Genomic DNA, 23,326 nt, shown 5'->3' on the forward strand with positions numbered 1-23,326 from the left:
CCCGATCGTCTCGACGATCTTGCGCGAATGTCTCGAATTCTGTCGCATCTGCCCGGAATGCCCGAACATTCGCGCAAGATCGTCGCAAGGCTCCCGGCCGCGCAAGATCGCCGCAAGGTTTCCCGGACGCGCAAGGGCGCGCGCACGACGGGGTGTGGGGCAGGGCGCGCCGTCAGTGGGTCGGGGTGGGGGCGCCGCGGCGGGTTGCGGCGGTTTCTCCCTTGCGGGCCACGGGAAGGTGTTCGCCCGCCTGGGCCAGGCCGAATCGGGGCATGTTCGCGTACAGGGTCTCGTAGTGGCCGGCCGAGACGAGATAGGTCTCGTGCCACACGCCCACGTCCCCGCTGCCACCGACGGCCTTGTTGTACGCCTTCCAGGCCGGCCGGTGCGTGAACCGCGGGTCCCGCGCGAACTTCTCCAACTGCTCCACCGTCCGCCAGTACTGCACGGTCAGCGTGCCGCTGCCGGTCATCGCCAGCGTGTGGCCCAGCAGTCCGGAGTTCGGGTCGGCGTACAGCTCCTTCATCATGCGCGGCATCGCCGACATCATCGGCAGCCACTTGTGGATCTTCCACTTCTTGTTGAAGCGCATGCCGATCATGAAGACGACGAAGTCGCCGTCGATGTTCGCGGTCATGCGGCCGGGGACGACGTGTGCCATGATGGTCTCCAGATCTCGGATAGCGGATAGTGTCACTATCCATCTGAAGAGTCCGACGCGCAAGAGGGATGCCGGATGAAGGTTGGCGAGTTGGTGGAGCGCAGCGGCGTACCGCTGCCGACGGTCAAGTTCTACCTGCGGGAAGGCCTGCTCCCGGCGGGCGAGGCCACCGGCCGCAATCAGGCCGCCTATGGCGAGGAGCACCTGCGCCGCCTCCGCGTGATCCGCGCCCTCGTCGACGTCGGCGGCCTGCCGATCACCGCCGTCCGCGAGATCCTGCGCGCCGCGGACGACCCGGACCAGGCCGGCCACGACGTCCGCGGGCTCGCGCACTTCAATCTCGCCCGGCCCACGCGTACCGACCGCTCCACCGCGCAGTGGCGGTCCGCCCGGGTCGACGCCCTCGCGCTCGTACGCGCGAAAGGGTGGAACGTTCACGAGGAGAGCGTCTGGCTCGACCAGCTCGCCGACGCGATGGCCGCCCTCCGGGCGCTGGGGCACGAGGACATCCTCGGCCTGATGGACCACTACGTCGCCTCGGCCGAGCAGCTGGCCGGCCCGGAGGTGGCCGTGGTGATGGCCCAGCCGGACCGGCCGTCCATGGTGGAGTCGGTCGTCACCGGCACGCTGCTCGGCGAGGCGATGTTCGTCGCGCTGCACCGGATGGCCCAGGAGGACGCGTCCAGCCGGTTCGATCCGTCCGGCCGGCCGCCGGCGGATCAGGCCGGGGTCGGCGCCGGCGTGGCGGAGCGGGTGCCGACCGCGGCCGAGACCCCGGCCGCCACGAAGCACAGGCCGCCGGCGACGTACCAGGCGAGGGAGTAGCTGCCCAGGGCATCCCGGATCACGCCGGCACCGACCGCCGCCACGGCCGCGCCGATCTGGTGGGAGGCGAAGACCCAGCCGAACACGATCGGGCCGTCCGCCCCGAAGTACTTGCGGGCCAGGGCGATCGTCGGAGGCACCGTCGCCACCCAGTCCAGGCCGTAGAACACGATGAAGAAGAGCATGCTCGGATGGGTGGTCGCGTCGAGCAGGTGCGACAGCAGCAGGAGCGAGAACCCGCGCAGGGCGTAGTACCCGGCCAGCAGCAGCCGCGGGTCCATCCGGTCGGTCAGCCAGCCCGAGCAGATCGTCCCGACGATGTCGAAGATGCCGATCAGGGCCAGCAGGCCGGCTGCGGTCGTCTCCGGCATGCCGTGGTCGTGCGCGGCCGGGATGAAATGCGTACCGATGAGGCCGTTGGTGCTCGCGCCGCAGATCGCGAAGCCGACGACCAGGGCCCAGAACGTGCCCGTCTTCGAGGCCGTCCGCAGCGCGCCGATCGCCCGCGTGGCGGCGTTCACGGTCGGCGGCGTCGGGGGCGTCACCTCGGTCGACTCGGCACCCAGCGCGGTCAGACCGACGTCGCTGGGGTGGTCGCGCAGGAGCAGCACGACGAGCGGCACGACCACGAGAGCCGTTCCGGCCACGGCCAGCGCGGCCGTTCGCCATCCGTGCGCGGCCGACAGCTGGGCCAGCAGCGGCAGGAAGATCAGCTGACCGGTCGCGCCCGCCGCGGTGAGGACGCCGGTGACCACGCCGCGGTGGCGTACGAACCAGCGGCCGGTGATCGTCGCGACGAAGGCCAGCGCCATCGAGCCCGTGCCGACGCCGACGAGCACGCCCCAGCAGAGGATCAGCTGCCAGCCGGCGTCCATGAAGACGGTCAGGCCGCTGCCGACGCTGACCAGCAGGAGCGCGAGGGCGACCACGCGGCGGATGCCGAACCGTTCCATCAGGGCCGCCGCGAACGGCGCGGTCAGGCCGAAGAGCAGGAGGTTCACCGAGACCGCGCCCGAGATCAGGCCGCGGCTCCAGCCGAACTCCTCCTGCAGGGGCGTGATCAGTACGCCGGGAGTGGCCCGGAATCCGGCCGCTCCGATGATCGCCACGAAGGCGACGGCGGCCACGAACCAGGCGCGGTGGATGCGGGGCGGCCGGGGGCCCGGCGTGATGGACGCGTCGGTACGCGCGTCTGCTGTCGTCGTCACGAGATCATCGTCCCGATATGAGCGGCGGATCACGAGTGGCCCGAGAGCCACTATGTGAAAGAATCAGGCCATGAACGTTCGACACAAGGTCGCGATTCTGGCCCTCGACGGTGTGGTGCCCTTCGACCTGGGCGTCGCGACGCAGATCTTCCGGGTGGCGCGGGACGCCGACGAGCAGCACCTCTACGACATCGCCGTCTGTACGCCGGACGGCGCCCCCGTGCGTACATCCGTGGGATTCTCGATCGTGGCGGACCACGGGCCGGAGGCGATCGACGGCGCGGACACCGTGATCGTGCCGGGAGTGCACCGGGGGAGCGCGCTGATGGAGGGGCGCAACGAGCCGGAGGTGACGGCCGCGCTGAACCGGCGGCGGCCCGGCACGCGGCTGATGTCGATCTGCACGGGCGCGTTCGTGCTGGCCGCGGCGGGCCTGCTGGACGGGCGGCCGGCGGCGACCCACTGGGCCTGGGCCGCGCAGTTCCGGCAGCTGTTCCCGGACGTGAAGCTCGACCACGACGTGTTGTTCGTGGACGACGGCGACATCCTGTCCTCGGCGGGTGTCGGCGCCGGGATTGACCTGTGCCTGCACGCCGTCCGCGCCGACTTCGGCAGCGACGTGGCCAACCGGGCGGCCCGCAAGTGCGTCGTGCCGCCGTGGCGGGAGGGCGGGCAGGCGCAGTTCATCGAGCGGCCCGTCCCCTCGCCCGGCGACACGAGTACGGCGCCGACCCGGGAATGGGCGCTGCGGCGGCTGGCCGAACCGCTGGACCTGCGCTCGATGGCCCGCCACGCCCGGATGAGCGTACGCACGTTCACCCGGCGGTTCCGGGAGGAGACCGGGGTCAGCCCGGCGGAATGGCTGACGCGCCAACGGGTCGAGCACGCGCGCAAGTTGCTGGAGAGCACCGATCTGTCGGTCGACGCGGTCGCCCGGGAGGCCGGCTTCGGCACCACCGTCTCGCTGCGCCAGCGGCTGCACGCGACGGTCGGGGTGGCGCCGAGCGCGTACCGGCGGACTTTCCGGGGGTTGTGACTAACGCAGTGTCCGGCTCGTCCCGCGGAATTCGGCGACGACTCTGTCTCCACATCGGACGGTGATGTCGTAGATCCCCGACCGCCCATAGCGTACGCGTTCCGCCGCGATCGCGATCAGCTCGTCGCCGAGGCGGGCCGGACTCACGAACGTGATGTCGGCGGACGCGGCCACGGTCGCCGGCCCCGGGTAGTTGCAGGCGCAGGCGAAGGCCGTGTCGGCGAGCAGGAAGATGTAGCCGCCGTGCGCGATGTCGTGCCCGTTGACCATCGACGCGGTCACGGTCATCGACAGTTCCGCGGCCCCCGGCGACAGCCGCCGGACCGCGATCCCCAATGCCTGGGAAGCGCGGTCGGCGGCCATCATCTCGGCGGGATCGCTCACGCCTGTTCGTCCTTTGTAGAGGATGCGGCTGGCTCGGTCTTCACAGCGGATGCGGCGTGCTCGGCGCGGGTCTCCTGGATCCAGCGCAGCGTCCCGGCCGCGCCGCATTCGGTGGCGATCCGGGTCGCCTCGTCCAGCAGGTCCGCCGCCTCGCCGGCGCGGCCCTGCTCGTGCAGCAGGTCGCCGAGCGCGAGCAGGCCGGCCGCGACCCCCGGCCAGAACTCCAGCTCGCGCCGCAGATCCACGGACTCGGTCAGGAACCGTTGCGCCGTCTCGGGATCCTTCGCCTCGTACTGGGCGGCGAAGCCGAGATGGCGTACGGCATAGGAAAGCGTGAGGCGGTCGTCGACCTTGCGCGCGAGCTCCGCGGAGCGTTCGAGATGCGGCAGCGCGGTCACCCCGTCCTGGTGCAGCACCTGGTGGAAGCAGCCGATCCAGAACTCCGCCTCGGCCAGGCCGCGCTCGTCGCCGAGCCGCTCGTACAGCTCGGCCGCGCGCTCCAGCGCGGGCAGCTCGCCCGGGTCCTCGGTGCGGGTGAACAGGAAGTCCGCGTGCAGGATGCGGCCGCGGGCCAGCGCGAGGTCCGCCTCCAGCGCGTCCAGGTCCCGGGCCGCCTCGGCCACCGCCGCGGCCTCGCCCTTGAAAACGGCGTCCTCGTACAGTTCCTGCGCTCGGTCCAGTCTCAGGTCTCGGGTCACCATCCGAAACTACCCGGCGTACGCGTTGCGCAGCATTCCTATTGCGGCGGCGTGACCGTGGCGTGTGGACGCCGCCGCCCGCCCTCAGTCGTCGTCCGCTCTCAGTCGCCGTCGGCCATGTCGGTGCCTTCGATGCTGGCGATGCCGAGACCGAGCCGGTCGAACGCCTCGACCCGGGCACTGAGCGCGGCGGCGTCCCGGGTGAGCAGGTTGGCGTACTCGGCGATCTCGGCGGGGCCGATCACGTTGGACAGGCGATCGGCGTACTCGACGAGTTGCTCGGCGACCCGGTGGCATTCGCGGGCGGCCTGGCGGGCGTGGTTGAGGTCTTGGTGCGGGTCGGCGCTGGGCTTCATGTGTTCTTCCTACCGCAGGGCACGCGCCTTGATCACGCACATTGACACCCTCGCACCCATGGACATTTACAGTTAGCTTTCTTAATAATTACGAGATGTCGAACACACCCCCTCGGGCGCGCCGATCGTCGGCGCGCTGGATCGTCGCCGTGGTGGCGAGCGTCGCCACCACGTTCGCGGCGGCGGCGCTCGTCTCGGTGCCCAACGGGCAGGCCGCCGGCGCCTCCGTCCAGGTCGCCTGCTCCTACCCCGCATGGGCGGAAGGCACCAGCTACAAGGTGGGTGACAGGGTCACCTACAACGGTCGTGCGTACGAGGCGCTCGTCGCGCACACCGCCTACGTCGGCGCCGGCTGGAACCCCGCCGCCACGCCGTCCCTCTGGAAGGATCTCGGCGCCTGCGACGGCACCACGTCGCCCTCGCCCTCGGCTTCCCGCTCGGCGTCCCCCTCGCCGTCGCGCTCCGCCTCGCCGTCCGCGTCCCCCTCGCGGTCGACGTCCCCCTCCGCGTCACCGTCGGCCTCCCCGTCGCCGTCGGTCTCCACTTCCCCCGGTGGAACGACGTGCGCGGTCAAGTCCCGCCCGGCCGGCAAGGTCCTCCAGGGCTACTGGGAGAACTGGGACGGCTCGTCCAACGGCGTACACCCGCCGTTCGGCTGGACCCCGATCACCAACACCCAGATCGCGGCCCACGGGTACAACGTCATCAACGCGGCGTTCCCCGTGATCCGCTCGGACGGCACCGTCCTCTGGGAGGACGGCATGGACGCCGGAGTCAAGGTCGCCACCCCCGCCGAGATGTGCGCGGCGAAGGCGGCCGGCGCCACCATCCTGATGTCGATCGGCGGTGCCGCGGCCGGCATCGACCTGTCCTCCAGCACGGTCGCCGACAAGTTCGTCGCCACGATCGTGCCGATCCTGAAGACGTACAACTTCGACGGCATCGACATCGACATCGAGACCGGCCTGACCGGCAGCGGCAGCATCGGCACCCTGTCGGCGTCGCAGTCCAACCTGATCCGGATCATCGACGGCGTACTCGCCGCGATGCCGTCGAACTTCGGGCTCACGATGGCGCCGGAGACCGCCTACGTGACCGGCGGCAGCGTCACCTACGGCTCGATCTGGGGCGCGTACCTGCCGATCGTCAAGAAGTACGCGGACAACGGCCGGCTGTGGTGGCTCAACATGCAGTACTACAACGGCAGCATGTACGGCTGCTCCGGCGACTCGTACTCGGCCGGCACGGTGCAGGGTTTCGTGGCTCAGACCACGTGCCTCAACAACGGTCTGGTCATCCAGGGCACGACCATCCGCGTCCCCTACGACAAGCAGGTCCCCGGCCTGCCGGCGCAGTCGGGAGCGGGCGGCGGCTACATGGCGCCGTCGCTGGTGTCGCAGTCGTGGAACTCGTTCAGCGGTCAGCTCAAGGGACTCATGACCTGGTCGATCAACTGGGACGGGTCGAAGAGCTGGACGTTCGGCGACAACGTGAAGTCGCTCCAGGGACGCTGATCATCCCGTGAAGTGATCGTCTCTTGAGTACGCGGCGGGCCTTCTCCAGGAGGGCCCGCCGTTTCGTGTCCGCGTCCGGCGGCGGGGAGTGCGCCCGGCAGGATTCGAACCTGCGGCCAACTGCTTAGAAGGCAGCTGCTCTATCCGCTGAGCTACGGGCGCGTGTACGCAATCAGCGTACCGAAAAGGATATTGGTGCCCTTCCGCTGGACGGTTGATTGGGGCGAACGGCCAGGCTAGGTTAGCCCGCGTGGACGTGATGAGTACCACATATCTCCCGGTGCTGGTCGCCCGGGAGGCCGTTGCGGACGACGTCGTCCTGGAGCAGTTCCTGGGAGACCTGTCGATCGGCTTTCTGCCGGGGCCGGCCTTCGAGGCACTGGTGACATGGGAGCAGCTGTACGCCGTGCAGGCGCACCCGATGGAGCTGCACCGGCGGGCCTTCGAGTGCCTGGCGAAGTTCGCGGCGGACGCTCAGGTCGTCGGGCAGCCGCCGGCGTTGATGCTCTCGTTCGGCGGCTGGGAATCGTGCATGCTGCTGATCGGCGAGTTCTGGGAGAGGCTGGCGGGCCACGTTCCCGGGGAACTCGTGGTCGGTGTGCCGGCCCGGGACGTGGTCATGGTGACCGGGTCGGCGTCGCCGCCGGGGCTGGAACGCGTACACCGGGCGGTCGACCGGCTGTTCTTCGCGGGCGGGACGAACCTGCTCAGCCGTGATCTGCTGGTGTGGCGGCAGGGGTGGGAACTGTTCCATCCCGGCCAGTAGGAAGGTAGGCGCCCATCCAGCGGCCCAGCTCATCGAAGAGCCGGGCGCGGGCGGGCTCCCGGGACAGGGTCAGGTCGTGCTTGCCGCCCGGGATGCGGACGAGGGTCACGTGCGTGCCGAGATTAGGGGCCCAGCGCGCGATGTGGTCCACGTCGAGGACGGCGTCGGCGTCGTGGGCCGCGTCCGTGAAGGTGGCGCCCCGGTAGGTCGCGTCGGATGTGGCGACGAGGATGGGTACGCCGGTACGCAGTCCTGCGCGTACGCGTGTGTGTGCGTTGCGGATGGCGCGCAGCCAGCCGAGGCGGACCGGGAAGCTGGAGACCGGCTTCCAGTCGAGGCTGTACGCCCATTCGCCGTGATGGTCGACGTGCAGGCTCTGGCCGTAGACGCTGACCGTCTTGCCGGGCAGCGCGCGGTAGACGCCGGTGTTCGCCAGGCCGGCGATGGCCGGCGCGAGCGGGCGGCGCAGCAGCCAGGGGATGTTGAAGTCGAGGAACGGGCTGTTGAGGAAGAGCCCGTCGATCAGGCCGGCCGTACGCCGGGCGTGGGCGTACAGCGAGGCGATGAGGCCGCCGGTGGAGTGGCCGTTGAGCAGGACGACGTCGTGACCGTCCTCCTCGCGCACGATCCGGACGGCCTCGTCGAGTTCGGGGAAGTAGTCGGCCATGCTGTGCGCGTAGTTGGGGGTCTGGTGCCCGCGGAGCGAGCGACCGTATTTACGCAGGTCCAAGGCGTAGAAGTCGTAGCCGAGGCCGGCGTAGAACTCGGCCAGGTGGGTCTGGAAGAAGTAGTCGTTGAACCCGTGCACGTAGAGGACCGCGCGGCCGGTCGGCCCCGGGGCGCGGTGGCGCACGAGGGTCGCGACGACCTGGCCCTCGTCGTCGTCGGGCAGCTCGATCGTGTGCTGCTCGTAGGGTGCGCCCAGGATGTCGGTCTCCACGTCGTCAACGGTACCGCCGGCTGAAGCGATGAAGTTCTCCACACGCGTCCGTCGTCCACAATTTCGATGATCGTCACTTGTTCGTCAGCCGCCCCGGTACGCCAGGCTCATCGGCATGAATGAAACCTACGTAACGCTCTGCGGGAACGCGCTCACCGCACCGGATTGGCGGCGTACGACAGGGTCGGGGCAGCTCGTGGCGAGCTTCAAGGTGGCCGCCTCGACGCGCCGGCTCGACCGGAACACCGGGCAGTGGAACGACGGGCACGGGCTGCGGATCCGGGTCACCTGCTGGCGGGGGCTCGCGGGCGGGGTGGCTGCCAGCGTCATGGTCGGCGATCCGGTCATCGTCTACGGGCAGATGTTCACCCGCGACTGGGTGGACGCCGCCGGGGTCAAGCGGACCCTCTACGAGATGGAGGCGCTCGCCGTCGGGCACAACCTCGCCCGGGGCCGCGCCCGCTTCGCCCGCAACCGGCCCGTCTCCGCCAGCGCCGTCGAGGAAGACCCCACCGAGCCGCTGCGCCTGGGCGGCCAGGACACGGAAGCCGCGCCGGAACAGCGGATCGGCCTCGCGCCGGACGATCCGCTGAACGCGCTCGACGAGCCCGGATTCGGCGGCTACGCGCTCGGCGACGACCTGGCCGAGTTCGACCCGGCCGCGATCCTGCGGGACGGCGGCTTCGGTACGCCGGACAGCCTGGCCGGCCTGAACGCGGCCACCGGCGCCGGCGCGATCGGCGGCATGACCGGCGGCATGACCGGCGACACCGCCGACGACACGGACGACGGCGACGTGTCCGGCGACGGTGACGACGACACGGACGACGACACGGACGACGACAGCGACGACGTCCCCGGGGACACCGACACCCCTGGGGACGGCGGAGGTGAGGCGGACGGCGACCTCCTGCACGCCGGCCACCTCACCGACGCGTTCGCGGGACCCGGTACGCGACGCAGGCGTACGCCTGCGCGGGTCTAGCGGACGCGCCGGGCCGGAGTGCTCCCTCGCCGGCCCGGATCGCCTACGGGTGGCGCCCGCCGGGGCTCGGAGCTGCCGCCCGTAGGCTGATCACGAGGAACGGCCGATCGCTGGGAACGCCTGATCGCCGAACGAGAGGAGAGCCGTCGTGCGAACGGTCGACGCCGCCGGAATGGCCGCCGGGTACGCCTTGGACGCCCTCGTCGGCGACCCGCGCCGCTACCATCCCGTCGCCGGGTACGGGCGGGCCGCGACCGCGCTGGAGCGGCTGCTCTACGCGCCCAGCCAGGCCGACGGGGCGATCTTCACCGGGGTGGCGGTCGGCGTACCGGTGCTGGCCGCGGTCGCGGCGGCGCGCGCGACCCGCCACCGGCCGGTGGCCCGGTTCGTGCTCGTCACCGCCACGACGTGGGCCGTGCTCGGCGGGCGATCACTGCGCCGCGAGGCCGAGCACATGGCCGACGCCCTGGAGGGCCATGACCTCGCCGCCGCCCGCGAGCGCATCACGCACCTCGTCGGCCGCGATCCCGCCGCGCTCGACGCCGCCGGACTCGCCCGGGCCACCGTCGAGTCGGTCGCCGAGAACACCTCCGACGCCGAGGTCGCGCCGCTGTTCTGGGGCGCGGTCGCGGGCCTGCCCGGCCTCGTCGGCTACCGCGCCGTCAACACGCTCGACGCCATGGTCGGTCACAGATCCCAGCGGTACGCGCGTTTCGGCACCGCGTCCGCGCGACTCGACGACGCCGCGAACCTGATCCCGTCGCGGCTGACCGCCGTCCTCACCGCGCTGCGGGCGCCGGTGGTCGGGGGCGGCGTACGCCGGACGGCCGACGTCTGGCTGCGGGACGGGTCGCGGCATCCCTCGCCGAACTCTGGTCAATGCGAGGCGGCCTTCGCCGGCGCCCTGGGCGTACGCCTCGGTGGCGAGAACGTCTACTTCGGACGGACGGAGACCCGGCCGCATCTCGGCGACGGCGGGAAGCCCGCGGCCGGCGACGCCCGGCGGGCCGCCCGGCTCAGCGCGGCGGTCGGCGTGGCGGCACTCGGTGTCGCGGTCGCGGGACGCCTGCTGTTCGGCGGCCGGCGGAGCGGTCGATGAGCGGCGGGCTGCTCGTCGCCGGGACCACGTCCGACGCGGGCAAGAGCGTGGTGACCGCGGGGATCTGCCGCTGGCTGGCCCGGCAGGGCGTCCGCGTGGCCCCGTTCAAGGCGCAGAACATGTCCAACAACTCGGCCATCGCGATCGGCGCGGACGGCACCGGCGGCGAGATCGGCCGGGCGCAGGCGTTGCAGGCGGCCGCCTGCGGCCTGGAACCGGATGTGCGCTTCAATCCCGTGCTCCTCAAGCCGGGCAGTGACCTGTCGAGCCAGGTCGTCCTGCTCGGCGAGGCCGTCGACCACATCACCGCGGCCAACTTCCGGGAGCTGAGGCCGCGGCTCGCGCGTACGGCGTTCGAGACGCTGGCGAGCCTGCGGGCCGAGTACGACGTGGTCGTCTGCGAAGGCGCGGGCAGCCCGGCCGAGATCAACCTGCGCGACACGGACTTCGTGAACATGGGTCTCGCCCGGGAGGCCGGGCTGCCGGTGATCGTCGTCGGCGACATCGACCGCGGCGGCGTCTTCGCCTCGTTCTACGGCACGCTCGCCCTGCTCGACGCGGCGGATCAGGCGCTCGTGTCCGGCTTCGTGGTGAACAAGTTCCGCGGCGCGCTCGATCTGCTCCGGCCGGGTCTGTCCACTCTGGAGAGTCTCACCGGCCGCCCGGTCCTCGGTACGCTCCCGTTCGACCTCGATCTGTGGCTGGACGCGGAGGACTCGCTCGCGTACGGCCGGGTGCTGGGCCGGCCCGCCGCACCCGTCGGCGACCAGTGGCTGCGCGTCGCGGTCGTACGCCTTCCGCGCATCTCCAACGCCACCGACGCCGAGGCGCTGGCGCTCGAACCGGGGGTGAGCGTCCGGTTCACGATCGAGCCGGCCGAGATCGCCGAGGCCGACCTCGTCGTGCTGCCCGGTTCCAAGTCCACAGTGGCCGATCTGGAATGGCTGCGGACCAACGGAATCGACGCAGCCGTACGCGAGCACGCCGCGGCCGGCAAACCGGTGCTCGGCATCTGCGGCGGCTACCAGATGCTCGCGAGGACGATCCGCGACACCGTCGAGAGCCGGGCGGGCGAGGTCGGCGGGCTCGGCCTGCTCGACGTCGACGTCACCTTCGAGGAGCGCAAGGTGCTCGGCCGGCCGCACGGCGAGGCGTTGGGCGTACCGGTGGCGGGCTACGAGATCCACCACGGCCGGGTCGTGCGGATCGGGGAGGGGCTGAGTCCCTTCGTGGGCGAGGACGGCACCACCGACGGATCCGTCTTCGGTACGCACTGGCACGGCGCCTTCGAGTCCGACGCGTTCCGCCGGGAGTTCCTGCGCCTGGCGGCCTGGCTGGCGGGCCGGCCGGGATTCGTGGCGGCCGCGGACGTGTCGTTCGCCGCGGCCCGGCAGGCGACCGTGGACCGGCTGGGGGACATGGTGGCCGAGCATCTCGACACGGACGCGTTGTGGCGGCTCATCGCGCAGGGAGCACCGGCGGGGATGCCCGCCCTGCCACCGGGCGCCACACAGACCACCGTTCACAGTGGCGCGGGCGAGGGCCGGGCATGACCGGTCCGGGCTGGTTCAGATATGTCCTCCGCCTGGGTCCGGAGACGCCTGGCCGCCTCGCGGAGGACGTCCTCGCGAAACCGCCCCGGGCTGGGCTTACGCGGATCGTCGCCGTGGACGGCCAGAGCGGCGCGGGCAAGACGCGCTTCGCCGCCGATCTCGCGGCCGCCGTCCGCGACCGCGGGCACACCGTCGACGTCGTACACACCGACGACCTGCTCGACGGCTGGGACGACCAGTTCACCTTCTGGGACCGACTCGTGGTGCAGGTGCTGACGCCGCTGCGGGCCGGCCACGCCGGGCACTACTTCCGCTACGACTGGATCGCCGGCCGGTTCGTCGACGAGCCGACCACGGTGGCGGCCGCCGACGTGGTCATCGTCGAGGGCGTCTCGGTGTCCCGGGCGGCCATGCGGGCGGTCGCCGACCTCACCGTCTTCTTGCAGATCCCGGCCGAGCTGGCCTGGGAGCGCCTGATCGCGCGGGACCCCGCCGACGCGCTGCCCTTCCTGCGCGCGTGGAAGGCGGCCGAGGGACCCTTCTTCACCGCCGACGGGACGTTCCCGGAGGTAGACGTCATGATCGATGCCAGGTTGCCGCATGAACGGCGAAGGCCGACCCCATAGGATCGAGGTCATGACAACACCCTCCTTCAGCGACGAGGAGCTGCGCACGGCGATCGCCCGCGAGCTGCCGGGCGTCCGCGCCGATCTCGAACGGCTGGCCCGTATCCCGGGCATCGCCTTCGAAGGCTTCGACTTCACGCCGCTCGAGCGGTCCGCCGAGGCGGTCGCCGAATTGCTGCGCGGGCTGGGCCTGCAGACCCAGATCGCGCGGATCGGTGACGGCCACCCGGCCGTGATCGGCGTCAAGCCCGCCCCGCCCGGCGCGCCGACCGTGCTGCTCTACGCCCACCACGACGTCCAGCCCGTCGGCGACCTGTCCCGCTGGGAGAGCGACCCGTTCGAGCCCGTCGAGCGGGATGGCCGCCTCTACGGCCGCGGCTGCGCCGACGACAAGGCCGGCATCATGGCCCACGTGGCGGCGCTGCGCGCCTTCGGCTGCGGCACGGCCGACGATCGCGTACCGGTCGGGGTCGTGGTGTTCGTCGAGGGCGAGGAGGAGTTCGGCTCCGCGTCCCTGCCGGACCTGCTGGAAGCGCACAAGGACACGCTGTCGAGCGACGTCATCGTCATCGCGGACTCCGGCAACTGGGACATCGGCGTACCGGCGCTGACGACCTCGCTGCGCGGCATCGTGAACCTGTTCGTCGAGGTCAAGGTGCTCAAGCAGGCCGTGCACTCGGGCATGGCCGGCGGCGCCACCCCGGACGCGCTCATGACGATCGCGCGGCTGCTGGCCACGCTGCACGACGACAACGGCGACGTCGCCGTCGACGGTCTCGTGTCGACCTCCGCCGCGCCGCTGGACTACCCCGAGGACCGGTTCCGCGAGGAGACCGGCATCCTCGACGGCGTCGAGCTCATCGGCACCGGCCGGATCGTCGAGCGGCTGTGGACCAAGCCCGCGATCTCCGTGCTCGCCATCGACGCGCCGCCGACCGCGGGCGCGCCCAACGCCGTGATCCCGACGGCCAAGGCCAAGATCAGCGTACGCCTCGCGCCGGGGGACGACCGCCGCCGCGCGTACGCGACTCTGAAGGCGCACCTGGAGAAGCACGCGCCCTGGGGAGCCCGGGTGACGGTGAGCTTCGAGCACGACGGCGACCCCATCGTGATCGAGGCGACCGGGCCGGCCTACGACGCCGCCCGCTCGGCGTTCAAGGCGGCGTGGGACGGCACCGAGCCGGTGGACATCGGCGTCGGCGGGTCGATCCCGTTCATCGCGACCTTCAAGGAGGCGTTCCCCGACGCGGCGGTCCTGGTGACCGGTGTGGAGGACCCGTTCTCCAAGGCGCACGGCCCCAACGAGAGCCTGCACCTCGGTGAGTTCGAGAAGGTCTGCCTGGCCGAGGCCATGCTGCTGCGCAACGTCGCGGCGCTCTGACGCGCGAGCGTTCCGAGCCCGGTGCCCTCGTGGAGGGGACCGGGCTCGCCGCGTCTACAGGGCGGCCAGCGACCGCACGTAGTTGATCTGGCTGTTCAGGCTCGCGGCCTGCGCCTGATTCGCGACCGGGATGTAGGCGACGTAGTGCCGCCCGCCACTGGTCACGCTGACCACCGACTGTCCTGTGTAGTACGTCTCCCGGGCCAGCAGGAACAGGAAGTTCAGCAGCGGCATGCAGAAGAACGTGAGGATCGTCAGCACGATCGCCCAGGTCGGGATCTTGGTGTGGGCCTGGCGCTGGTCGGTGACGAGCCACTGGGAGCGGCGCAGCGGCATCTCGCCGGCCGGCGTGTAGATCGTCGTCGAGCTGACCGCGATCTCGCCGATCCGCGCCACGATCGGCGGCGGCGTGCCGGGTGCCGGAACCGGTGCGGGGACGATCGCGTTCGACGGCCGGGCCGGCGGCGGGGCGGCAGGAGCCGGCGGCTGCACGGGCGGAGCCGGCGGCTGTACGGGTGCGACCGGTGCGGCCGGCGGCGGCGCGTACGGCCCGATGGCGTACGCGGGCATCGTGTCGGCGTACGGGTCCTGGGGTGGCAGGTGCCCGTGCGGCTCACCGTGCGACGGCGGTATCGGCTCGGTGGGCAGCGGGAGGGTGGGCTCGGGCATGCCTCACAGGTTAAGCGACGGGCGCCGCCGTGCGAGAGGCCTCGGTGGGCGTACCCGCGAGACCTTCCAGGTGCTCCTTGCGCAGCAGGTAGCCGAACCCGAACAGGGTCAGGCCGGCGAAGAGCCACCACTGCACCACGTACGCGGCGTTCTGCCAGGCGTTCTCGTCGTCGACCGGGATCGGCTGCGACGTCGCGCCCGGGCTTCCGTCGACCGCCAGGAGGTAGCCGTCGTAGACCGCGTACTTGTCGAGGAACCGGGCGACGGGTCCGGTCGCCACCCGGCGGATCTCGGTCCGGCCGTCGACCTGGACCGTGTCGGTGCCACCGCTCTCGGACGGGTGCACCCGGGCGGTGATGGTCACGGACCCGGTCGGCGCCGCCGGGACCGAGGGCGCGACGGTCGGCCCCTTCGGGCTCGGCGGGATCCAGCCCCGGTCGACCAGGAAGGTCGTACCGTCGGCGGTCACCAGCGGTGTGATCACCTCGAAGCCCACCGTGCTGTCCACCGTCCGGTTGCGGACGAGCAGCTCACCGGCACTGTCATAGGTGCCGGTGACGGTCACCCGCCGCCAGGCCGCGTCGTCGGGCAGGGCCGGTCCGACCGAACCGGGCCCGTCCGCCGGGCGGGGGAGCAACCGGTCCGCCGGGACGGCCGCGCCGGTCTCGCCCGCGTGGATCCGATCGTTGATCGCCGACCGCTCCTCGTAGCGGTGCAGCTGCCACCGGCCGAGGAAAACCATCGTCGCGGCGAGCGCGAGGGCGGCCAGCAGCAGCCCGAGCCACCGGGGGGTCAGCAAGGTACGCACCGGTCGAGCGTACCGACACGCCGGAAATTGCCGGACGGTGCCAGGGCTCGGCCGTCAAGACGTCGAGATATGTGACCCGTATCACCGATTGCCAGTACTCTCACAGCGCACCTTAGGCTGACCTACCGGCATCGTCCGGAACAGTTGGGTAAGGTGCCCAGTGGCCTCCCAGGTCGCCGGTCTGCCAAGGCCCGACGGGTCTTCGAGGCCACTCGAAGTCATGGGCGTACAGCGTCACCCATCAACGGCCTGGCGGCCCACGGCGCACCCCGAGCGATCGGAGCTGGCATGTCGGAAGTTGCGATCAGGCGCTTCCCCACCCTCACGGTGGCGACTCCACGGCTGGACGTGCGCCCCCTCGACGCCGACGACGCGAAGCCCGTCGGCGAGGTGTTCGGCGACAAACTGGTCCAGCGGTGGCTGCCGTTCCCCAGCGAGTTCGGCCAGATCGAGGGCCGGGCGTGGTGCACCGAACTGGCCACCGAGCGGCGCGACAGCGGCCAGGGCGACCACTACGGGATCGTCCGGCGCGAGGACGGCGCCTTCATCGGCTGCCTGTGGACGAAGCGCACGGACTGGGCGTCGCGGGTGACCGAGGTCTCGTACGCGATCTCCTCCGACATGCGCGGCTTCGGCTTCGCACCGGAGGCGGTGGACGCGCTGAGCCTCGCGCTCGTCCTGGAGCACGGCTTCCAGCGGATCGAGCTGCGAGTGGCGCCCGGCAACCTGCCCTCGCGCCGGGTGGCGGAGAAGGCGGGCTTCATCTACGAGGGGCTGCTGCGCAACGCGGGCTTCGTCCACAGCGGCCGGGTCGACCTCGAAGTCTGGTCCCTGGTCGCCGCCGACCTCAAGTAACCCCGGCGCACGCCCGACCCCCGCGCACGCCCGACCCCGCGCACGCCCGACCCCGCGTACGCCCGACCCCGCGTACGCCAAGATCCCGCTTGGATCAGGGAAATCACCCGAATCTTGGGCCATGATTCGGGTGACAACCGTGATCCAAACGGGATCTTGCCTTCGGGCCGTCTTCGGGCCGTCTTCGGACTACCTGGGCTTCTTCTTGGGCTTGGCCGGCGACTTGGGCGCCTCGACATACTTGGCCCCGCCGACGATCGCCCCGGACGGCGGCGTGAAGTAGTGCACCGGAGTGTTCGCCAGCGCGTCCTTGAGCGTCAGGACCGCCGCGTTGATCGGCACGTTGTAGTTCCAGTCGCCGACGACGTTGAACGGATTGTCCGGGTCGGCCATGAAACTCGCCGCCGCCAGCTCCGGCGTGAACCCGACGAACCACGCCGCCCGGGTGTCGTCCGTCGTACCGGTCTTGCCGGCGATCGGCCGTCCGAGCAGGTTGTACGGGAGGCTGCCGGTCGTGTTCCAGCTGCCGCAGCTGGCGCGGGCGGCGCCGTAGCCGGTGACGCAGCGGGCGGCGTCGGTGGCGGCCCGGGCGACCTGGGGGTCGACGACCTGCTTGCACTGCGGCGCGGCGGCCATCACCGAATCCCCGTCGGCGTTGGTGTACGTCGCCGGCGTACCGTCCGGCTTCCAGATCTCCATGACCGGGCGGGCCTTGCAGTAGAGGCCGTCCCCGGCGACGGCCGCGTACGCGGTGGCCATCTCGAGCGGCGTCGTGTCGGCCACGCCCAGGGTGAACGCGCCCCAGGTCCGGCTGCGCGGGTAGGTCGCCATCATCGTGTCGACGTCGTTGTGCCACGTCAGGCCCAGGCTCTCGGCCATCTTCACGACGTTGTCCGCGCCGACGGCCTGTTCCAGCTGGACGAAGTACGTGTTCACCGACTTGCCGAAGCCGGTCCACATGTTCTGCGTACCGGTCATGGCCGCGGAGGCGTTGGACGGGCACCAGTGGCCGCCGCCGCACGAACCGCGTTCACCCCAGCCCGCGAAGTACTTGGAGACATAGGTGTTCGGCGCGTAGAACGACTGCGTCAGCTTCATGCCGGACTGCAGCGCGGCGAGCATCGTGAACATCTTGAACGTCGAACCGGCCTGGTATCCGGCGGGGGACAGGCCACCGCCGTCGAGCGGGTTCACGGTGTTGGGATAGTTGCCCTTGATGTTGGCGTTCGCCTTGTTGTAGTCGGAGTTCGTGCCGTTCTGGGACTGGTCCAGCGAGTAGTAGCGGTTGATCCCCATCGCCTTGATCAGCCCGGTACGCGGCTCCACCAGCACCACGCCGTTCGCGAACACGCTGCTCTTGCTGACGCCGATGTTGCGTTGGGCGGCCGCCTGGATCCTGGGATCGATGCTCGTGACGACGCGGTAGCCGCCGCGGCGCAGGTTGCTCTCGCGTTCGGCCGCGTTCTTGCCGAAGGCCGGTTGCTCCATCCACCACTCTTTGAACACGTCGCAGAAGTAGCCGAAGCTGTTGATGTTGTTGGGGATCGAGACGCAGTCGTTCGGCGGGTTCGTGATCTTCAGCTTGATCGGCTGCTTCTCCGCCGCCGTCGCCTCGCTCGCCTGCAGGTAGCCGAGGTCGACCATGCGCTTGAGGACGTAGTTGCGCCGCTCGGTGGCCGGACCCGGGTCGGAGTTCGCGGGGTCGTAGAGCGAGGGCGCCTGCACCAGGCCGGCCAGGGTCGCCGCCTCGGACGGGGTGAGGTCCTTCGGGCTCTTCGAGAAGAAGATCTGCGACGCCGCGAAGATGCCGTACGCGCGGTGCCCGAAGTACGCGACGTTCAGGTACCGCTCGAGGATCTCCTGCTTGCTCAGCTGCTTCTCGAGCTCGATGGCGAGCCGGATCTCGCGGATCTTCCGGCCGGAGGTCTGCTCGGTGGCGTCCTTGACCTCCTCGGGCGTCTGCGCCCCGTCGCGGAGAGTCGCGCGGACGTACTGCATCGTCAGGGTGGACGCGCCCTGCGTGACCTCGCCGTTGTTGTGGTTGGCCACGAACGCGCGGGCGATGCCCTTCACGTCGACGCCGTTGTGCTCGTAGAAACGGGCGTCTTCGGCGGCCACGATCGCATGCTGGATGTTCTCCGACATGTCGTTGATCGACGTGTACTTCCGGTGCTCTTCATAGAACGTCGTCAGCAGCGTCTTGTTGTCGCTCGCGTACACGTAGGTGGTCTGGGCGGGCGGCTGGACGTGCAGGTCGCTCGGCAGCGAGGTGTACCAGTCGACACCGGATTTCACGCCCAGCCCGCCGACCGCGGCCAGCGGGTAGGTCACCGCGGCGACGATCACGCCCGAGATCAGGCCGGCGCGGAGGATGGGAGCTAGTCGGCCGCCAGCGGCGAGGGTGCGCTTCATCACTCGTCCAAGGTAGGACATGTCACGGTATGAAGTGATTGAAAGCGACAAACGGCGCGGAGGAAACAACGCCTGGGTCAACTTGTCGACACAGCATCTGGTTACCCTCCGATCGTGGATCTCCACCATCACGGTGACGCCGAGGTCGGCGACGGTCTCATCGACCTGGCCGTCAATGTGCGTACCGAGCCAATGCCCGACTGGCTGTCCGGACCGCTCCTGCGATCCCTGTCGCAGCTTTCGGCGTACCCCCGCGACGACGCGGCGCGCGAGGCCGTGGCCGCCCGGCACCGGCGCGCGGCGGGTGAGGTGCTGCTGACCGCGGGCGCGGCACAGGCATTCACGCTGGTCGCTCAGGCTCTGCGGGTACGCGTACCCCTGGTGGTCCATCCGCAGTTCACGGAGCCGGAGGCGGCGCTGGCCGCGGTGGGCCACGACGTGCGGCGGCTGGTGCTGGAGCCGCCGTGGGTGCTGGACCCGGCGGCGGTGCCGGACGAGGCGGATCTGGTGGTGCTCGGCAACCCGACCAACCCGACCTCGGTGCTGCACCCGGTCGAGACGATCGAGCGGCTGGCCCGGCCCGGCCGGGTGCTGCTGGTGGACGAGGCGTTCGCGGACACGGTCCCCGGCGAGGCCGCGTCCGTGGCGCACCGAGCTGACATCCCCGGCCTGCTGGTGCTGCGGAGTCTGACGAAGACGTGGGGCCTGGCCGGGCTGCGCATCGGCTACCTGCTCGGCGCGCCCGAACTGCTGAAACCGTTGCGCCGCATGGCTCCCCTGTGGCCGGTGAGTACGCCGGCCCTCGCGGCCGCCGTCGCCTGCTCCCAGCCGGACGCGCTCGCGGCGGCCGACGCGTACGCGGTCCGTCTGGTGGCCGAGCGTGCCCACCTCGTGGGAGGACTGCGTGACATTGGTATCACCGTCCCGGGCGAACCCGCGAGCTCTTTCGTGCCGGCGTACCGCCCCGGCGCCGAACAGATCCGGGCGGAGCTGCGTGTACGCGGCTGGGCCGTCCGCCGGGGCGATACATTCCCAGGGCTGGGCGCGGACTGGCTGCGCATCGCGGTACGCGACACTGCGACGACGGACGCGTTCCTCGCGGTCCTGAAGAGGGTGATGGCGGATGACTGAGCCGACGAGCGAGTTGCTGAACCGGACGATCGCGTCGATCGTGCCGCCCGACGTCGCCGCGATGGAGGCGGCCCGGGCGTTGCAGGGGCGGCTGACGAAGCCGGCGGGTTCGCTGGGCGTCCTGGAGGAGCTGTCGATCCGGCTCGCCGGGCTGGCGCGTACCTGCCCGCCGCCGCTGCTGGATCCGGCGACGGTCGTCGTGTTCGCGGGCGACCACGGGGTCCACGCGCAGGGCGTCACGCCGTGGCCGCAGGAGGTCACCGCGCAGATGGTCGCGAACTTCCTGGCCGGCGGCGCGGTGGTCAACGCGTTCGCCCGGCAGGCCGGTGTGCACGTGACCGTCGTCGACGTGGGCGTCGCGGCCACTCTCGAAGCCGGCCCGGGCCTGATCCTCGCCAAGGTACGCCCCGGCACCCGCGACCTCGCGGTCGAACCGGCGCTGACCCGGGCGGAGGCCCTGCAGGCGATCGAGGTCGGCATCACGGTCGCCGACCAGCTCGTCGACGCGGGGACGAGGGCGCTGCTGACCGGCGACATGGGCATCGCCAACACCACGCCGTCGGCGGCGCTCATCGCCACGTTCACCGGCGTCGACCCGGGCCGAGTGACCGGTCTCGGCACCGGTATCGACAGCGCCACCCACACGACCAAGATCGACGTGGTCCGCCGGGCGCTGGCCCTGCACTCGCCCGAGCCGACCGATCCGGTCGGCGTCCTCGCGGCGGTCGGCGGCCTGGAGCACGCCGCCCTCGCGGGGCTGATCCTCGGCGGCGCGGCGCGTGGCGTACCGGTGGTGCTGGACGGGGTCATCGCCGTCTCGGCGGCCCTGGCGGCCGTCGCCCTGGCCCCGGCCGCGCTCGGTGCCCTCGTCGCCGGGCACCGCTCGGTCGAGCCGGGCGCCACCGTCGCACTGTCCCATCTGGACCTCGAACCCCTGCTCGACCTCGGCCTGCGGCTCGGCGAGGGGACCGGCGCGGTCCTCGCGCTGCCGATCGCCGCCGCGGCCGTCCGGGTCCTGCACGAGGTGGCCACCTTCGACACCGCGGGCGTCAGCGAGAAATGACGTCCGGGTGCGGCTTCGTACGACTGCCCCTCTCGACACCGGAGTGAGCGAGTGAGTTCCCCCGATTACCCTCTCGGCCTTCGGTTGGCCGGTCGCCGCGTCGTCGTGGTCGGCGGCGGCGCGATCGCCACCCGGCGCGTACCGGCGCTGCTCGACGCGGGCGCCGACGTCGTGCTCGTCTCGCCCGCCCTCAGCCCGGCTCTGCAGGGCCTCCTGCCCCGCTTCACCTACCACGAGCGCGTCTTCACACCGTCCGATCTCGACGGTGCGTGGCTCGTGCACTGCGCCGTCGACGATCCGACCGCCGGCGCCGCCGTCTCCGCCGCCGCCGAGGAGAGGCGCATCTTCTGCGTACGCGCGGACGACCGGCATGCCGCGACGGCGTGGACTCCGGCCGTCACCCGGCACGGCCAGGTGACCGTGGCCGTCCTGGGCGGCGGATCACCTCGCCTGTCGATGGGCGTACGCGACCGCATCGCCGGCCTGCTCAGCGAGATCTCCGCCGACCGCCTGGCCGGGACCGTGGCCCTCGTCGGCGGTGGCCCGGGCGATCCCGAACTGATCACCGTCAAGGGCCGCCGCCTGCTCAACGCCGCCGACGTCGTCGTGGCCGACCGGCTGGCGCCCGGCGTACTGCTCGACGAGCTGCGGCCCGAGGTCGAGGTGCTCGACGTCGCGAAGCTGCCCTACGGCGCGGCCGCCGCCCAGTCCTTCATCAACGAGACCCTGGTCGACCGGGCCCGCGCCGGCAAGTTCGTCGTACGCCTCAAGGGCGGCGACCCGTTCGTCTTCGGCCGCGGCGGCGAGGAGGCGATCGCGTGCTCGGAGGCCGGCGTACCGGTGCTGGTGGTGCCCGGCGTGACCAGCGCGATCTCGGTTCCGGCCCTGGCCGGCATTCCGGTCACCCATCGCGGCGTGACCCACGAGTTCACGGTGCTGTCCGGGCACGTGGCCCCCTCGTCGCCCGAGTCGCTGGTCGACTGGCCGGCGCTGGCCCGGGCGCGCGGGACGATCGTGGTGCTCATGGGCCTGCGGCACCTGGCGGAGATCGCCGACGTGCTCATCCGGGGCGGCCGGAATCCGGAGACCCCCGCCGCGGCCGTCCAGGAGGGCAGCACCTCCCAGCAGGTGGTCGTCCGCGGGACCCTGGCGAGCATCGCGAGCGCCGCCGCCGACCTGCGTACGCCGGTCGTCACGGTCATCGGAGAGGTCGTGACGGTCCTGGGGTGAGCGTGCGGGTTTTGCGAGTTTGATCCAAGTCTGGGAACTCTCACCGTTAAGTCCGATATAACACACTAAGGGCGACGAATGGCGTTGCGGGGTGTGTGAGGCGGTGCGTGCGCGGTGCGCAGACTCGGGTGGCTCAAGTGGGGCGGTGTCCTCGCGATCATCGCGGTGCTGCTCGGCAGCGGGCACATGCTGGGGCAGATGTCGTCCAAGTCGCGCACCAAGCCGCCGGCCGCCGGTACGCACAGGAACGCGACCGCCGACGGCATCACCGACACGGCCCGGCAACCCGAGGCGGCGAAGCCCCGGCTCGTGGCCGCGCCGCCGCTCGCACCCCGGTCGGTTCCGATCACCGGACCCGACCACCCGCCGCTGCCGCGCGAGCCCAGCGGGCCGTACGGCAGCCGGATCACGACCGGCTACCCCGACGTGGCGCTCACGTTCGACGACGGGCCCGACCCGGACTGGACGCCGCAGGTGCTCGACCTGCTCGCGCGCTACCACGTGAAGGCGACGTTCTGCCTGATCGGGGTCAACGTCGTGCAGTTCCCCGCGCTGGTACGCCGGATCGTCGCCGAAGGCCACACGATCTGCAACCACAGCTGGATCCACGACATCGCCCTCGGTACGCGTACTCCTGAGTGGATCCAGGCGGACCTGCGGCGGACGAGCGACGCGATCCACGCGGCCGCGCCCGACGCGAAGATCTCGTACTACCGCCAACCCGGCGGGGCCTGGACGCCGGGGATCGTGGCGATCGCGACCCGGCTCGGCATGACGCCGCTGCACTGGCAGGTCGATCCGCGGGACTGGATGAAGCCGGGCACCGGAAGCATCCTGTCCACGATCCTCGGTGACACCCACCCCGGCTCGATCGTGCTCATGCACGACGGCGGGGGCAACCGTTCGCAGAGCGTGGCGGCACTCCGCACGATCCTCCCGAACTTCGTGGCCCGGTTCCACCTGGAGGCGCTGCCGCCCGGCGTGGACCCGCCGAAGCTCTACGGCATCCAGCTCCCGCTCCACGCCGGCCAGCAATAGCCGCCCTGATGATCCGGTTTGGATCAGGGAAATCACCCGAATCATGGACCAAGATTCGGGTGGAAAACCTGATCCAAGCCGGATCATG

The 23,326-nt window shown here is 71.2% G+C and carries 23 protein-coding genes and 1 tRNA gene; 14 read left to right on the forward strand and 10 right to left on the reverse strand.

Annotated features, from left to right (window positions below; all coding sequences use genetic code 11):
- Positions 1-172: 172 nt before the first annotated feature.
- Positions 173-661, reverse strand: a complete 489-nt coding sequence (locus G401_RS0118595; RefSeq protein WP_027343697.1) for a DUF4188 domain-containing protein — start codon at positions 659-661, stop codon at positions 173-175.
- A gap of 75 nt (positions 662-736) precedes the next feature.
- On the opposite strand from G401_RS0118595, the gene G401_RS46650 reads away from it, so the two are divergent.
- Positions 737-1,486 carry a MerR family transcriptional regulator gene (locus G401_RS46650; protein ID WP_084557326.1) on the forward strand — a complete coding sequence of 250 codons (750 nt, stop codon included), beginning with the start codon at positions 737-739 and terminating at the stop codon, positions 1,484-1,486.
- Here G401_RS46650 and G401_RS46655 read toward each other — a convergent pair.
- On the reverse strand, positions 1,381-2,694 hold the full coding sequence (locus G401_RS46655; RefSeq protein ID WP_245601766.1) for an MFS transporter: 1,314 nt from the start codon (positions 2,692-2,694) through the stop codon (positions 1,381-1,383). The two genes, G401_RS46650 and G401_RS46655, sit on opposite strands and share 106 nt — an antisense overlap.
- A gap of 70 nt (positions 2,695-2,764) precedes the next feature.
- On the opposite strand from G401_RS46655, the gene G401_RS0118610 reads away from it, so the two are divergent.
- A complete protein-coding gene (locus G401_RS0118610; RefSeq protein ID WP_027343698.1) occupies positions 2,765-3,730 on the forward strand; it encodes a GlxA family transcriptional regulator in 966 nt (321 codons plus the stop codon).
- Here G401_RS0118610 and paaI read toward each other — a convergent pair whose 3' ends face one another.
- The 3 genes from paaI to G401_RS0118625 form a co-directional block, all read right to left on the reverse strand.
- Positions 3,731-4,096, reverse strand: a complete 366-nt coding sequence (gene paaI / locus G401_RS0118615) for a hydroxyphenylacetyl-CoA thioesterase PaaI (protein ID WP_034592232.1) — start codon at positions 4,094-4,096, stop codon at positions 3,731-3,733.
- Positions 4,097-4,110: 14 nt separating this feature from the next.
- Positions 4,111-4,812 carry a tetratricopeptide repeat protein gene (locus G401_RS46660; RefSeq protein WP_051366859.1) on the reverse strand — a complete coding sequence of 234 codons (702 nt, stop codon included), beginning with the start codon at positions 4,810-4,812 and terminating at the stop codon, positions 4,111-4,113.
- Between the two features lie 101 nt (positions 4,813-4,913).
- The gene (locus G401_RS0118625) at positions 4,914-5,168 is read right to left on the reverse strand and encodes a hypothetical protein (protein ID WP_027343700.1); all 255 of its coding nucleotides are present in this window, start codon (positions 5,166-5,168) and stop codon (positions 4,914-4,916) included.
- A 95-nt stretch (positions 5,169-5,263) separates the two neighbouring features.
- Between G401_RS0118625 and G401_RS0118630 the strand changes: the two genes are divergently transcribed.
- Positions 5,264-6,682: a carbohydrate-binding protein gene (locus tag G401_RS0118630; protein WP_051366819.1), complete on the forward strand. Its 1,419-nt coding sequence runs from the start codon at positions 5,264-5,266 to the stop codon at positions 6,680-6,682.
- 89 nt (positions 6,683-6,771) lie between these two features.
- Here the strand turns inward: G401_RS0118630 and G401_RS0118635 are convergent.
- Positions 6,772-6,844, reverse strand: a tRNA-Arg gene (locus tag G401_RS0118635).
- A 97-nt stretch (positions 6,845-6,941) separates the two neighbouring features.
- On the opposite strand from G401_RS0118635, the gene G401_RS52915 reads away from it, so the two are divergent.
- Entirely contained in the window at positions 6,942-7,448 is a 507-nt protein-coding gene (locus tag G401_RS52915; protein ID WP_157545860.1) for a hypothetical protein, read from the forward strand.
- Here the strand turns inward: G401_RS52915 and G401_RS0118645 are convergent.
- Complete coding sequence (locus G401_RS0118645; protein ID WP_211240774.1) at positions 7,390-8,388, reverse strand: alpha/beta hydrolase; 999 nt, start codon at positions 8,386-8,388, stop codon at positions 7,390-7,392. The genes G401_RS52915 and G401_RS0118645 overlap by 59 nt on opposite strands.
- A 115-nt stretch (positions 8,389-8,503) precedes the next feature.
- Here G401_RS0118645 and G401_RS57130 point away from each other — a divergent pair, with 115 nt between their 5' ends.
- The 5 genes from G401_RS57130 (at position 8,504) to G401_RS0118670 (ending at position 14,032) form a co-directional block, all read left to right on the forward strand.
- The gene (locus G401_RS57130; RefSeq protein ID WP_027343704.1) at positions 8,504-9,373 is read left to right on the forward strand and encodes a single-stranded DNA-binding protein; all 870 of its coding nucleotides are present in this window, start codon (positions 8,504-8,506) and stop codon (positions 9,371-9,373) included.
- 148 nt (positions 9,374-9,521) lie between these two features.
- Positions 9,522-10,472, forward strand: a complete 951-nt coding sequence (locus G401_RS0118655) for a cobalamin biosynthesis protein (protein WP_027343705.1) — start codon at positions 9,522-9,524, stop codon at positions 10,470-10,472.
- A complete protein-coding gene (locus G401_RS46670) occupies positions 10,469-12,025 on the forward strand; it encodes a cobyric acid synthase (protein WP_051366821.1) in 1,557 nt (518 codons plus the stop codon). The genes G401_RS0118655 and G401_RS46670 overlap by 4 nt, the downstream gene beginning before the upstream one ends.
- The gene (locus G401_RS46675) at positions 12,022-12,651 is read left to right on the forward strand and encodes a uridine kinase family protein (RefSeq protein ID WP_051366822.1); all 630 of its coding nucleotides are present in this window, start codon (positions 12,022-12,024) and stop codon (positions 12,649-12,651) included. Before G401_RS46670 ends, G401_RS46675 begins: the two co-directional genes overlap by 4 nt.
- A 10-nt stretch (positions 12,652-12,661) precedes the next feature.
- On the forward strand, positions 12,662-14,032 hold the full coding sequence (locus G401_RS0118670; protein WP_027343706.1) for a dipeptidase: 1,371 nt from the start codon (positions 12,662-12,664) through the stop codon (positions 14,030-14,032).
- Between the two features lie 54 nt (positions 14,033-14,086).
- Here the strand turns inward: G401_RS0118670 and G401_RS0118675 are convergent, their stop codons facing one another.
- Both G401_RS0118675 and G401_RS0118680 read right to left on the reverse strand, forming a co-directional pair.
- Positions 14,087-14,701, reverse strand: a complete 615-nt coding sequence (locus G401_RS0118675) for a hypothetical protein (RefSeq protein WP_034592147.1) — start codon at positions 14,699-14,701, stop codon at positions 14,087-14,089.
- A 10-nt stretch (positions 14,702-14,711) separates the two neighbouring features.
- Positions 14,712-15,509: an SURF1 family cytochrome oxidase biogenesis protein gene (locus G401_RS0118680; protein WP_027343708.1), complete on the reverse strand. Its 798-nt coding sequence runs from the start codon at positions 15,507-15,509 to the stop codon at positions 14,712-14,714.
- A 288-nt stretch (positions 15,510-15,797) separates the two neighbouring features.
- Here G401_RS0118680 and G401_RS0118685 point away from each other — a divergent pair, with 288 nt between their 5' ends.
- Entirely contained in the window at positions 15,798-16,364 is a 567-nt protein-coding gene (locus G401_RS0118685; protein ID WP_034592149.1) for a GNAT family N-acetyltransferase, read from the forward strand.
- A 189-nt stretch (positions 16,365-16,553) separates the two neighbouring features.
- On the opposite strand, the gene G401_RS0118690 is transcribed toward G401_RS0118685, so the two are convergent.
- A complete protein-coding gene (locus tag G401_RS0118690; protein WP_157545862.1) occupies positions 16,554-18,779 on the reverse strand; it encodes a transglycosylase domain-containing protein in 2,226 nt (741 codons plus the stop codon).
- A 69-nt stretch (positions 18,780-18,848) separates the two neighbouring features.
- On the opposite strand from G401_RS0118690, the gene cobC reads away from it, so the two are divergent.
- From cobC to G401_RS46680, 4 genes are all read left to right on the forward strand, one after another.
- Positions 18,849-19,907: an Rv2231c family pyridoxal phosphate-dependent protein CobC gene (gene cobC, locus G401_RS0118695; RefSeq protein WP_027343711.1), complete on the forward strand. Its 1,059-nt coding sequence runs from the start codon at positions 18,849-18,851 to the stop codon at positions 19,905-19,907.
- 13 nt (positions 19,908-19,920) lie between these two features.
- The gene (gene cobT, locus G401_RS0118700; RefSeq protein WP_027343712.1) at positions 19,921-20,970 is read left to right on the forward strand and encodes a nicotinate-nucleotide--dimethylbenzimidazole phosphoribosyltransferase; all 1,050 of its coding nucleotides are present in this window, start codon (positions 19,921-19,923) and stop codon (positions 20,968-20,970) included.
- An 84-nt stretch (positions 20,971-21,054) separates the two neighbouring features.
- Complete coding sequence (cobA, locus tag G401_RS0118705; RefSeq protein WP_245601768.1) at positions 21,055-22,200, forward strand: uroporphyrinogen-III C-methyltransferase; 1,146 nt, start codon at positions 21,055-21,057, stop codon at positions 22,198-22,200.
- A gap of 114 nt (positions 22,201-22,314) precedes the next feature.
- Positions 22,315-23,238, forward strand: a complete 924-nt coding sequence (locus G401_RS46680) for a polysaccharide deacetylase family protein (protein ID WP_051366823.1) — start codon at positions 22,315-22,317, stop codon at positions 23,236-23,238.
- The last annotated feature ends 88 nt before the right edge of the window (positions 23,239-23,326 follow it).

Origin of the sequence: Hamadaea tsunoensis DSM 44101 (assembly GCF_000428945.1) — a bacterium.
Lineage (GTDB): Bacteria > Actinomycetota > Actinomycetes > Mycobacteriales > Micromonosporaceae > Hamadaea > Hamadaea tsunoensis.

Excerpts from the sequence above, each read along its gene's own strand:
- G401_RS0118595 (WP_027343697.1), bottom strand. The coding sequence starts at position 661 with ATGGCACACGTCGTCCCCGGCCGCATGACCGCGAACATCGACGGCGAC.
- G401_RS46650 (WP_084557326.1), top strand. The coding sequence starts at position 737 with ATGAAGGTTGGCGAGTTGGTGGAGCGCAGCGGCGTACCGCTGCCGACG.
- G401_RS0118610 (WP_027343698.1), top strand. The coding sequence starts at position 2,765 with ATGAACGTTCGACACAAGGTCGCGATTCTGGCCCTCGACGGTGTGGTG.
- paaI (WP_034592232.1), bottom strand. The coding sequence starts at position 4,096 with ATGATGGCCGCCGACCGCGCTTCCCAGGCATTGGGGATCGCGGTCCGG.
- G401_RS0118625 (WP_027343700.1), bottom strand. The coding sequence starts at position 5,168 with ATGAAGCCCAGCGCCGACCCGCACCAAGACCTCAACCACGCCCGCCAG.
- G401_RS0118630 (WP_051366819.1), top strand. The coding sequence starts at position 5,264 with ATGTCGAACACACCCCCTCGGGCGCGCCGATCGTCGGCGCGCTGGATC.
- G401_RS52915 (WP_157545860.1), top strand. The coding sequence starts at position 6,942 with ATGAGTACCACATATCTCCCGGTGCTGGTCGCCCGGGAGGCCGTTGCG.
- G401_RS57130 (WP_027343704.1), top strand. The coding sequence starts at position 8,504 with ATGAATGAAACCTACGTAACGCTCTGCGGGAACGCGCTCACCGCACCG.
- G401_RS46670 (WP_051366821.1), top strand. The coding sequence starts at position 10,469 with ATGAGCGGCGGGCTGCTCGTCGCCGGGACCACGTCCGACGCGGGCAAG.
- G401_RS46675 (WP_051366822.1), top strand. The coding sequence starts at position 12,022 with ATGACCGGTCCGGGCTGGTTCAGATATGTCCTCCGCCTGGGTCCGGAG.
- G401_RS0118670 (WP_027343706.1), top strand. The coding sequence starts at position 12,662 with ATGACAACACCCTCCTTCAGCGACGAGGAGCTGCGCACGGCGATCGCC.
- G401_RS0118675 (WP_034592147.1), bottom strand. The coding sequence starts at position 14,701 with ATGCCCGAGCCCACCCTCCCGCTGCCCACCGAGCCGATACCGCCGTCG.
- G401_RS0118685 (WP_034592149.1), top strand. The coding sequence starts at position 15,798 with ATGTCGGAAGTTGCGATCAGGCGCTTCCCCACCCTCACGGTGGCGACT.